This is a genomic window from Prosthecobacter sp. (genome assembly GCF_044373815.1).
Classification (GTDB): domain Bacteria; phylum Verrucomicrobiota; class Verrucomicrobiia; order Verrucomicrobiales; family Verrucomicrobiaceae; genus Prosthecobacter.
In genome coordinates this window covers 1-10,367 of the sequence record NZ_JBIPNG010000222.1, presented here as the reverse complement: position 1 = coordinate 10,367, position 10,367 = coordinate 1, and the positions used below count along the sequence as shown (strand labels likewise).

Here is a 10,367-nt window from a genome sequence, read left to right as displayed (position 1 = left end):
AGCCGCGTGCACCCCCTTCGCACAGGTTGCTCCTCAGTCACCCTGCGAACACATCAGCCCTCTGGCGGAGAGGGATCGTCCCGATCCCTCACGCGCCCTCACCGCCCAGCGCGCCAGCCTTTTGGACTGCGGTCGCGCAGATGCAAGGCGCAAGCCTGCATCGCAGCTACCGCTTTCGCGAGGTGAATCACTATCTCCTGCCTCAGCGCACCGTCCAGCCTGCGAAAGCGGCGTCGTGCCCAGGCTTGCCGCACGCACTCCAAGACGCTTCGCGCTCGCGAAAACACTGGTCCTTGCAACCACGCGCCAGCGTCCTGGACTGCGGTGACAGAGATGCACGGCGCAAGCCTGCATCGGCGACACCGCTTTCGCAGGGTATTGATCATTCTTCGACCTCAGCCTGCTTGCCGGCCTGTCAGTGAACACCCTCAAAATGCGGAGCAGGCAGTGTAACCCATGTCCCCGGTACAAGTGTCGCCCATGCTCCACTTCAAACCCCACGCCACCGCCGCCCCCCAAAATGGGGTCAGTGTGCAAATTCTTGACAAATGACAACCCCGTTTTCATCCTCATAAACCAGGTCACCCCCTGCCCCGGCACACCTTCTTCTGCGGAGCCGGACGCGTCTCAAAAAACTTCGCTCCCACCGCACCCTTCGTCAGCACGATGTTCTTCCCGGCACGCTTCATCTCCATCAGCTCCGCAGTGGAGATGGCATGATTCGGCACCACATGGCCGCTATGCTTGGGCACGATGATCTCCGGCCCCTCCTCACCCACAAGGTAGGGCCTGCCAGCCTTCACCGGCCCACCTTTCGCGCGGGCTAAAGGCTTTTTCGAGTCGTCCTTCGCAGGATCCGGCAGCTTCAGCGGCCCTCCCAACCCACCAGAGCCGATGCCAAGCGGCTGCGTGTTTGCCTGCAGCGTTCCCGTGCTTGGCATGCCGAGGCTGCTGGGTGCCACAGGCGTCATTGTGTGTGTTATCGAGGGATTCATCGCCGGGGAAGACGCCCCTGTGGGTGCAGTCTTCAGGGGAGCCGCCAGCACCGCAGGCGCCAGCGGCTTCGGCAGTTCCATGCCCTTCAAAGGGTTGGCGGCGCCAAACTGCTCCGTCGAGGCCTTGATCGTCCCATCCAGCCCACCTGTGGCAGCCACAGGCTTCGGCTGCGTGCGCGGTGTCTGTTTCGGCGGCACGGGGACAAACTTGTACCCACCCTGGCCGTCGGGCACCTGGTCAAATTTGGGCGAGTTGGGGTTCTTGGAAATGTTGCCATGCTCGTCCATGATCTGCCCCGAATTCGCCCCATTGAACTTCTGGCGCACGGCATCAAAGGTCCCGTTCGCCTTCGCCAGCGCCACATTGCTCTGCCGCTGCGCATACGCATCCGCCGGCGTCGGGCGCGGCGTCATCAGCTTGGACGACCGCTGACTCAGCGATCCCGTCGCAGTGCCAAACGTCGAGGACACCGGCGAGGTGCTGCCATCACGGTTGATCGTGCCCACACGGATCGCCGTGCGCCCGGTCCCCGGCCCCGTGCCGGGCATGTAAATGTTGTTGCGCGGGCGCGCATCGAGGCGGCCCGGGCGCTTCCCAAAGCTCGCGCTGTTCGCCTTCTTCATGCCATCAAGCTGCTCCGGGGTGAACTGCGGCAGCGGCTGGCTCAGAGATCCCGTCGCGGTGCCAAATGTCGAGGACACAGGCGAGGTGCTGCCGTCACGGTTGATCGTGCCAGTGCGCCTCGCCGCACTCCCCGTACCCGGACCCGTTTCGGAATCATACTCGTTGTTGCGCGAGCGGATGTTGGTCCGCTTTTGCGGCTGCTGCTCTTCTTCCTGGGTTTGTTCTTCGTCGTCGGATTGAATGTTTTGAAAGGCCATGACATACCCTTGGGTCCGGTTTTAAGAGTTCAAGTACTTTGATATTTTATCATGGCATCTTTAGGTATACTTTCATCCCGTAGCACCCGCTTTCCACATCCGCGCCCATGCCGGCAGATGGCCTTGATTCATGCAGTCCGTCGGACGGTCGCTCTCAGGCAGGCACCGCTCCACACTCCGCAGCGGTAAGCCCCGCGCCTATTCACTTTTCACACCATCCCCTCCTCGACAAACCGCGCCGCACCTCAATACTCCCCTGCCCCCTTCGATCCCCATGAAATTAGCCGACCCCGACTCACTTCCGCCCACCTCGCCCAAGACCATGGCGGTGCTCATTCTCATCCTCATCGGCCTCATGGTCGCCACGGTCAAAACAGCCCTCTATCCTTCACCGCCCGTCGCGTGGGATCGCCTCCGCGAGATCGGCACCCTTTCCCTGACCGATGCCAACACCCTCCTTTCCAGCAGCGACGCCCACATCGAGTCCATCAAAGCCGGCGATCCCGTCACCACCGAAACCTGGTATAAAAACCACCACACCGGCACCTGGACCATTCTCATCCGCTTCACAAAAACCCCCAAGGGAGACGTGGTGCAGTCCGTCCTGATCCGCAACGACATCAGCCACCTCCCCTACTTCACCCGCACCTGGGACTACCCCGAAAAAACATCCCCCCCAGGCCCTGCACAGCCAGCCCCCGCTGCAACCACACCGCCCCCTGCCCCCGCTGCTGCAGCAAGCGCCCCCACCAATTAGAGCATCAGCAGCACCCCGCATTCGTCATTCGTCACTCCTCGCGGCACCAGTCCCCGTTGCTAAACACCACGCAGCGCCCTTCCGCCCCGTCAAAGACCACCGCGTGCTCAGACCCCAGCGCCCCGCACGCCGCCAGCACCACACGCACCACAAAGCTCCCTGCATGAAGTACGACAGGCACTCCTGCCTGTCGGCCAGCGCCCACGCCTGCTCCCAGCCCCCACGAGCAACGACATCAAGAACGTAGAATGGGTGTGGCGACAGCCCACCCGTTCACCAGCGCGTAACAAACACACCATCGCCCAATCCCCCGAATCAAGTGCTTTGGCCAAGCTGCCCCCACTGTGTCCCCACACGCCCAGCGCCACATGAGCGCGGGCCCCGCTACTTCACCCGCCGGTAATCCACCGGCCGCCGCCTCCGCCGCGTCGCCACCTTGTACAGCGTCGCGCTCCCCTTGCAGCGGTAGGCCATCGCCAGCCCCATCACATCATCATCGTGGCAGCCGCTGCGCGCCTCCTCGCGGCCGTTCTTGCTCCACATGAAGTTCTTGCACTCCGCCAAGATATGCGGGCAGAACACATCCAGCGTCTCATTGTGAAACGCCAGCGCCAGACTGTCGATCACATCCCTGCGCTGGTCCCGGTCCTTCAGCTTCCACCCCAGCATGAAGTTCTGCTTCTCGCGGTCATACGGATCCACCACCTGCCGTTTGTACAGCGGCACACCCGCATCCTTCAGCCGCTCCAGCACATGCAGCCCCATGTTCACCTCCAGCACCACCAGCGCCCCGCCGTAATACTCTGACAGCAGCGCGATGTAGTCCGCCGTCAGCAGCGTCGTCCCCGTAAAAGGCGGCCGCACCCGTGCCACTACCGCATCCTTGTAGCACGCACCGCCCGCCTCCTGATACTCCGTGCGCAGCACACCGATCGAGTGCCGGTCCGGGTCACCGCTCGCCGCCTGGTCCTCCCCCGTCATCGGGTCACACCACACGATGTAGCTGCACCCCGGCTGCGGTCTTTCCCACAGGTGGAAACTGCCAAAGCCGCTCGCATCCACCTGAAACTCCACCCCATCTCCCACCGCCACCAGAGAGCCCACCTCCGGCTCATGCAGCTGCGACGCCAGCTCCAGCCGCCGCAGCGCCGCCACGTTAAAGCGCGGCCTGCCTGACGACAAAAAGCAGCTCACCTCATCCTCCGGATAAAACTCATCAAACGTGTCCTCCGAGCCCGAGCACTCCGCCTCCATGATCGCCCGCCGCCACGCCAGCTGCTCATACGTCCATCCATAGCGCCGCCGACCGTTCGCCTCACGCGGCGTCATCGACGCATCGATCTTCGCCCGCATCGCCGCCGTCACCGGCTTCGCATTCTCCGCAAACTCAAACCACGCCGCAAACACCTTCACCCACCCGTTCCCCGGCGCCGCATCCCCCGCACGCCACGCCTTGAGAAAATCATCCAAAGACAGCGCCCCCTGCCACGTCTCGTAGTGCCAGCCGCTCGCCCCGTCCGGCGTGCTCTCCGCGATCGCCAGCCCCGCATCATTCAGCGAAGGCAGGATCGACGCCATGATCTTCCGGTCATCCTTCACCCCGCCGCGCGGATACTTCGCGCTCTCGCTAAACAGCACCGCCTGCCGCGGCTTCGAGATCCCCGGGTTCATCGACTCCGCACTCGTGATCGTCGCCGTGCTCCCGTTCGCCCACTTCATCCGCCGCTCACGCGGCACCAGCGCATTGTGCCATGGGAAGCGGTCGTTCTCACTGAAGGTTCGTATCCGCTCCAGGATGCCCTGGCTGTTCGCGCTGATGTTCGCCAAAATCAGCGCATCCGTGTTCCGCTGCTGGCACAGGTGATAAATCACCTCCACGCTAAACGTCGTCCCGCCACATTGCCGGATCTTCGTCACGATCACCCGTATCGCAGGAATCCCCAGCGCCGTCAGCACCTCCACCGCCTCCGCCATCCGTCGCTGCAGCACATTCGCCCGCGGCGTCTCCAGCTTCTTCGTCGTTGCGTTCTGCACCTTCGTGCACGTCTCGAAATGAACCAGCGGCGAATGCGCCACCAAATGAAAATCAGCATCATTCATAATGTAACCATCAGCCTTGGGTCCCGATTTCAGATCTCAAGCAATTTCTTCATGCTCATCAAATTTTAAATCATGAAATACCACATCATGGTGACCAAATTTCCAATCTAGGCGAAAGTTCAAGGATCAATCGCAGTACCCAGCGCTGGTAGGGATGCGCTGTGCGCGTCCCTGAAATCCTTCGTCCCAGCTCCATCTCGTGCCTCAAAGCACTCCCCCTTTCCAAACGCCACCTTCTCCGCCTTCCGCTGTCGAAAGCTCCATGGACGGCGCACCCTTTTGATCGCCTGTGCTGCGACAAACCCAAATTCACGGACCCGCACAGCGGTTCCCTACCATTCCCGATGCACCACAGAGGGCGAAAGTCGAAGGATCAATCGCAGCACCCAGGACCGGTAGGGATGCGCTGTGCGCGTCCCTAGAATCCTTCGTCCCAGCTCAGACGGGTGACTCAAATCGCTCCCCCTTTCCAAACAGCTCAGGGCATTCGGCGCGCGCAATCGCGACAGAGTGCCATCTCAGTCAAAGAGCTTTTCTCCGACTCAGATACAGCCCTCTTTTCGACACCCCACTCGCATCAGCCCCACAACCACAACACAACCTCTCCAGCAGCCGCCAATCCTCATCCCCTCCCCCGCCAGATGGTCCTGCCTTTCCGCCACGTCCTCACAGGCTGTCGCTCCCCCAACCCCACGCCTACTTGGCACTCACCTTCGCCCGCAGCGTTTCGAGGAACTTGCGGTCGTCCGGCGAGAGTGACATGCCTTTCTCTTGCTTATCAGTGAGGATGTTTTGGGCGCGTTTCCACCATGACTGTGCATCGCCTTTGCCGCTGCGCTCAGCGTGGTTGCCGTATTCCATGCAGATTTCAGCGAGGTCGCTAGCAGCACTTCCTGAAGAGGGATTGCTGATCTTCAGTGCTTCTCTGATCTGTACACACCAGTCGAAGTATTGGGTCACTTTCTCCCCGTCACCCGTTTGGTTGCGTTTGGACAGGGCGATACCCAGACACTGCCACGCCCATGATATCCCGCTCTTGGCTTGAGCGGAATCGGGGTTGGCGGCCAGCAGTTTCTGTTCTATCTCCAGGCTGCGCGTATAGTTCTTGAGCGCGGCCTCTGCGTCGCCTAGCTGGCCGCGCTGGATCAGAATGTTGCCTAGGTTGTTCAGGCTCACCGAAACATCGCGCGCGGCCTGGGCGGAGTCGGGGTTGGCAGTCAGCAGCTTCTCGCGCATCTCCAGGCTGCGCGTGGAGTGCTTGAGCGCGGCCTCCGCGTCGCCGGGCTGGCCGCGTCGGGCCAGGAAGTCTCCCAGCTTGTCCAGGCTCACCGACACATCGCGCGCGACCTGGCCGGAGTCGGGGTTGGCGGCCAGCAGCTTCTCGCTCATCTCCAGGCTACGCGTGTAGTGCTTGAGCGCGGCCTCCGCGTCGCCGGGCTGGCCGCGCCGGGCCATGAAGTCGCCCACCTTGTCCAGGCCCACCGACACATCGCGCGCAGCCTCGCCGGAGTCGGGGTTGCCGGCCAACAGCTTTTCGGCAAGCTCCAGGCTGCGCGTGTAGTGCTTGAGCGCGGCCTCCGCGTCGCCGGGCTGGCCGCGCCGGGCCAGAAAGTCCCCCAACTTCTCCAAGCTCACCGACACACTCCGCGCGAAGACTTCGGAGTTCGGGTCGGCCTTGTAAAAAGCTTCGGCGAGGGCGAGGCTTTGCTGGCAGTGCTGGATGATTTCGTCGGCATCGCCCTTGGCCCCGCGTTGCCTGAGGACATCGCCCATCTGGTCGTGCGCTGCTTTGAGCACACGCTGAGCGCGGGGCTGAGTAGGGTCGAGGTCATGAAAGCGTTGGGCGTGGGCCAGGCACTGCTGGGCATCGGCGACGGCGGCGCTGAGGGGGCCGATGGTCTCGAAGTAGATGGACTGGTCGAAGAGGAACATTGCGTAGGCGTCCAGCGCCTGCGGCCACTGCGGGTCCAGCTTGAGCAACTGGTGGTAGCTGGTGCGGGCGGCGGCGGTCTGGCCCTTGGTCCACTGAAGGCCGGCGGCCTGGAGCAGGGGCTGGAGCTGGGCACGCTTTTGCTCCACATGCGCGGCATCGGCGGCAGCGACACGGGCGAGGAGCGCGGCGCGCTTCCCCTCGATATAGCGCAAAGCGGCATCCACGCCTTCTTCCTGCAAGATGCGGCCCATCTCCTTCACCTCCTCGGTAGCGTCGGCCCGGCCTTCAATAAGAGCGAAGCTGGCGGCGAGGTCATCAATGCGCGCGAGGCGGGACTGGTGCGCGGCCTGCGCATTGTCCTTGAGCCGCTCGCGGTCGTCGGACTTGGCTTCAAGGCCAGCGGCTTGCAGGTCTTGCTCCAAGCGGTGCTCGGAGGACTCACGCAGGTGGGTCTTGATCTTGGCGGTGTCGAGCTTCTGGGACTCGACGATTTCGTGAAGGCCGCGCTGGGTGTAGCGATGCACCGCGTAAATGCCACCGCCAAGAACGAGAACAAGCAGGAGGACGAGGATGAGCAGGCGATGGGAGCGCTGGACGACGGCGGTGGTTTGCACCTGCTCCTGCTGTATCGCAAAGACCTCCTCGCGCATGGCGAGGACCGCCTTCTCCAGCTCCCCATCATCCGCTGGTGTGTCATAGCGGTAGGGGCTGCACTCTAGCAAGCGGCGGTGCTCAATCTGGAGCGCACGCTTGTCCTCCGGCTCCGCGTCGGGCTCCCGGTCAAAGGGGAAACCCTGCGGGCAGAGGAAGACATAGACACGGAACCGCGGGTCTCCAAGGTCCGTCTGGAGGCGGCGTCCCACGTGATATTCGAGCTGGGTGTAGCTGCGGCGGGGCGTGCCGGGCGGCAGCGTGGCGGGGTCCGGTTCCGCGCCATAGCGCCAGCCCACGAGATGGATGAGAGCCTGGCACTCCTCGATTTTCTTCCGGTCGAGGTCTTCGAGAGTGCGCCAGTCGGGGTGGAAGTTCGATTGCTCCACTGGGAGGCACTGGCTTTTGAGCAGTGCCTGCTCGACCACCTTGCGCGCGCTGCGCAGATCACCCGAAGTGGCGGAGATGAAGACCTTGGGAGGAGAGCTCATGCGAAAAGAAAAAACAAACGGCCATACACCGACGTGCGCGGATTAAGCCGACAGGATGCGGGCTTGCAAGGCGGACTTCCATCCCTTTTCACCCCTCCCCTAGTCCCATTCCTTGTTTGAGCTCCGCAAATTCCGAGCCACACGCCCCACCATGCAGCCCTCCTGATCACCAGCTGCCGCGGGCATGGAGAACGCCAGGTTCAGCGTCTTGAACGAATCTATGGCATGCCCATGCATGAGCTCCTGGCCAAAGAAAGCCCCAAGCAGATTGCAGCACGCCGCCAGGCCGGTGAACACATCGAGATCGCAGGCGAAGCGGCCCACCTCACCAAATCGCCACCACATTCTGCTACCACACGTCCACCATCCTGTGTTTAGTAATGGCCGCGTTCATCTCCGGCCCCGTCCGCACCTGGCGCGCACCACCTAAGCGCTTCCTCCTCATCTCATGAAACACCTGCTTTCCGCCTTGCTGACCTCCTGCCTCCTCGTCTCCTGCGCCTCCAAAGATCTCGAGCGCTGCGCCCCCGGCACCCCCGCCATCCAAGTGGCCCAGGCCGTCGACTGCCAGCACCCGGACGGCAAGTTCACCCTCCCCGCTGGCATCTACCAGCCCGAGGCCCAGTCCTCCAAAGGCATCTACTACGCCGCCCCGGAGCGCCTCAAAACCACCGGCATCATTCGCCAAGGCCATGAGCGCGGTGGCCTCTTCATCGCCAACGAAGGCTGGCAGTGGGCCTGGACCGGCCACCCCGGCTTTGAAGTGGAGGAAAACAAAACCTCCATCCTCAAAAAGCGCGGCATCCTCATGCCCAAATGCTACAAATTCGAGCCCTACGTGAAGTACACCAAAGTGAAGAGCCGCTAAACCCGCTCCTCACTCCTCACGTCACGGCACACCCAGCTTTCGTATCCTCCGCAGCTCAAAGAGCAAAGGAGGAAGCCTGCCCACTTCTTCGTTCGTAGTTCGGGGTTCGCTTCGCGGCTGCGCAGCAGCCCGTTCTGGTCAGCGGCATTCTAATTCGCTGTTCACCTCGAACCCTGAGGTCACACAGCCCCTAGGGCCTGTTCGCCGCTGCTCCGCCCACGCCACCACGCTCCGCCATCCACCAGCCCCAAAGAGGGCTGCGTAACATAGCGAAGGGTTGCCGAGCCTAAGCGAGGCTACCCTGGCTTCGCCACACACCTCGCCCACCAGCAAGCCTGCCCTTCGTAGCGCGCAGCGCGAAGAATGGGCGTCCTTCACACGCCCCGCCTCACGCCTTGGATGACACAGCGCATCCAAACGCTAAAACCTGCACATTCCCAAACCCAATTACTCACCTAGTATCATTACGCACTTGCCCCCACCAAAACCCGCGCACAGTCCCCACATGAAGCCCCTCCTCCTCATCCTGCTGCTACTCACCTCAGCCGCCCAGGCAGCCCCATGGCGGGTGCATGGCCGCCCCCACATGGGCACCATCCACAAATTCAATGCCGACCAAACCCTCGCCAGGGAAAACAACGGCGGCAGTTGGATTCAATTCAGCGAGCCAGCCCCCGCCACACAGGGCAAAAAATACAATCCCCCCGGCGTCCCCAAACTTCCTCGTGTTCCAAAGCTGCCCTCTTTGCCAAAGGTTCCCTCTTTGCCTAAGGTTCCTCGTGTTCCAAAAGTGCCTCGATGAGTTGCGCCTATCATCACCCGGCACAACGGAGACTGCGCGGAACACATCAAACACCGCAGCTGCGCTGCACCTAGCCAAGCCCCAGATCTCCTATTCAGAAAACATTTTTCCTCCACTGCTCGAAGAGCCAAGGAGGAAGTCGGCCCACTTCTTCGTTCGTAGTTCGGGGTTCGCTTCGCGGCTGCGCAGCAGCCCGTTCTGGTCTGCATCTTCCTCGTTAGCAGCTCACCTCGAACCCGCTCAGCCAAATAGCTCCCATAGCCCCTAAGGCCTGTTCGCCGCTGCTCTGCCCACTCCACCACACACCAACCCCAAGGGGGTTGCGTCTTTCAGCCCAGGGCCGCCGAGCTCTAGCGAGGTGCCCCTGGGTACCGGCCATCAGAATCGGAAAGCAAACCCAGCACTCCGGCACATCCCACGCCCACCAGCAGCGTCTTCCAGGCGCACCGCCGCACACCTTCATGCGTCCTCAAATCACACCGCCACTCCCGCCTGCTCTTCCCCAGGCCGCTGCGCGAAAAAAGTCTTCACTTCGCCCGCTGAATCCGTGCCGGCACATCATTGATGCTGTACCCCGCCTCCCTCAGCGCGTCCCACACCTTCACCAGGTTCCCCAGCGCCGCCGTCGTGTCCGCCTTCAGCTCCAGCTTCAGCTCGGGCGTCGTTTCCTTCATCGACGTGATCGCCGCCGCCAGCTGCTCCAGCTCCACCGGCTTCCCGTCCAGAAACACATGCTGCTGCTCATCGATGGTGATCGCCACGCGCACCTCCGGCGTCGTCGCCGCACCGCCCAGCGTTTTCGACTCCGGCAGCGTGATCTTCATCTGCGTCTTGTCCTTCTCAAATGTCGTCGTCGCGACAAAGAAGATCAGCAGGATCACCATGATG

Annotated in this window: 9 protein-coding genes; 3 read left to right on the top strand and 6 right to left on the bottom strand. The window is 62.4% G+C overall.

Going from position 1 to position 10,367, the window contains the following annotated elements:
* Positions 1-581: 581 nt before the first annotated feature.
* A complete protein-coding gene (locus ACIREA_RS17800; RefSeq protein ID WP_397383666.1) occupies positions 582-1,877 on the bottom strand; it encodes a hypothetical protein in 1,296 nt (431 codons plus the stop codon).
* 274 nt (positions 1,878-2,151) lie between these two features.
* On the opposite strand from ACIREA_RS17800, the gene ACIREA_RS17795 reads away from it, so the two are divergent.
* Positions 2,152-2,634, top strand: a complete 483-nt coding sequence (locus ACIREA_RS17795) for a hypothetical protein (RefSeq protein ID WP_397383665.1) — start codon at positions 2,152-2,154, stop codon at positions 2,632-2,634.
* A gap of 31 nt (positions 2,635-2,665) precedes the next feature.
* On the opposite strand, the gene ACIREA_RS17790 is transcribed toward ACIREA_RS17795, so the two are convergent.
* From ACIREA_RS17790 to ACIREA_RS17775, 4 genes are all read right to left on the bottom strand, one after another.
* The gene (locus ACIREA_RS17790; RefSeq protein WP_397383664.1) at positions 2,666-2,815 is read right to left on the bottom strand and encodes a hypothetical protein; all 150 of its coding nucleotides are present in this window, start codon (positions 2,813-2,815) and stop codon (positions 2,666-2,668) included.
* Between the two features lie 203 nt (positions 2,816-3,018).
* Positions 3,019-4,734 (bottom strand): hypothetical protein, encoded by a 1,716-nt coding sequence (locus ACIREA_RS17785; protein ID WP_397383663.1) that lies wholly within the window; start codon positions 4,732-4,734, stop codon positions 3,019-3,021.
* Positions 4,735-5,430: 696 nt separating this feature from the next.
* Entirely contained in the window at positions 5,431-7,809 is a 2,379-nt protein-coding gene (locus ACIREA_RS17780) for a DUF4062 domain-containing protein (RefSeq protein WP_397383662.1), read from the bottom strand.
* 99 nt (positions 7,810-7,908) lie between these two features.
* Positions 7,909-8,154 (bottom strand): hypothetical protein, encoded by a 246-nt coding sequence (locus ACIREA_RS17775; RefSeq protein ID WP_397383661.1) that lies wholly within the window; start codon positions 8,152-8,154, stop codon positions 7,909-7,911.
* 103 nt (positions 8,155-8,257) lie between these two features.
* On the opposite strand from ACIREA_RS17775, the gene ACIREA_RS17770 reads away from it, so the two are divergent.
* On the top strand, positions 8,258-8,677 hold the full coding sequence (locus ACIREA_RS17770; protein WP_397383660.1) for a hypothetical protein: 420 nt from the start codon (positions 8,258-8,260) through the stop codon (positions 8,675-8,677).
* Between the two features lie 505 nt (positions 8,678-9,182).
* Positions 9,183-9,479, top strand: coding sequence for a hypothetical protein (locus tag ACIREA_RS17765; protein ID WP_397383659.1), 297 nt, complete (start codon positions 9,183-9,185; stop codon positions 9,477-9,479).
* Between the two features lie 527 nt (positions 9,480-10,006).
* Here the strand turns inward: ACIREA_RS17765 and ACIREA_RS17760 are convergent.
* Positions 10,007-10,367, bottom strand: a 361-nt coding sequence (locus ACIREA_RS17760; RefSeq protein WP_397383658.1) for an ExbD/TolR family protein, incomplete at its 5' end; no start/stop codon positions are given.

What these genes read in the sequence shown, in the direction of transcription:
- ACIREA_RS17800 (WP_397383666.1), bottom strand. Translation starts at nt 1,877, where the DNA reads ATGGCCTTTCAAAACATTCAATCCGACGACGAAGAACAAACCCAGGAA.
- ACIREA_RS17795 (WP_397383665.1), top strand. Translation starts at nt 2,152, where the DNA reads ATGAAATTAGCCGACCCCGACTCACTTCCGCCCACCTCGCCCAAGACC.
- ACIREA_RS17785 (WP_397383663.1), bottom strand. Translation starts at nt 4,734, where the DNA reads ATGAATGATGCTGATTTTCATTTGGTGGCGCATTCGCCGCTGGTTCAT.
- ACIREA_RS17780 (WP_397383662.1), bottom strand. Translation starts at nt 7,809, where the DNA reads ATGAGCTCTCCTCCCAAGGTCTTCATCTCCGCCACTTCGGGTGATCTG.
- ACIREA_RS17775 (WP_397383661.1), bottom strand. Translation starts at nt 8,154, where the DNA reads ATGTGGTGGCGATTTGGTGAGGTGGGCCGCTTCGCCTGCGATCTCGAT.
- ACIREA_RS17770 (WP_397383660.1), top strand. Translation starts at nt 8,258, where the DNA reads ATGAAACACCTGCTTTCCGCCTTGCTGACCTCCTGCCTCCTCGTCTCC.
- ACIREA_RS17765 (WP_397383659.1), top strand. Translation starts at nt 9,183, where the DNA reads ATGAAGCCCCTCCTCCTCATCCTGCTGCTACTCACCTCAGCCGCCCAG.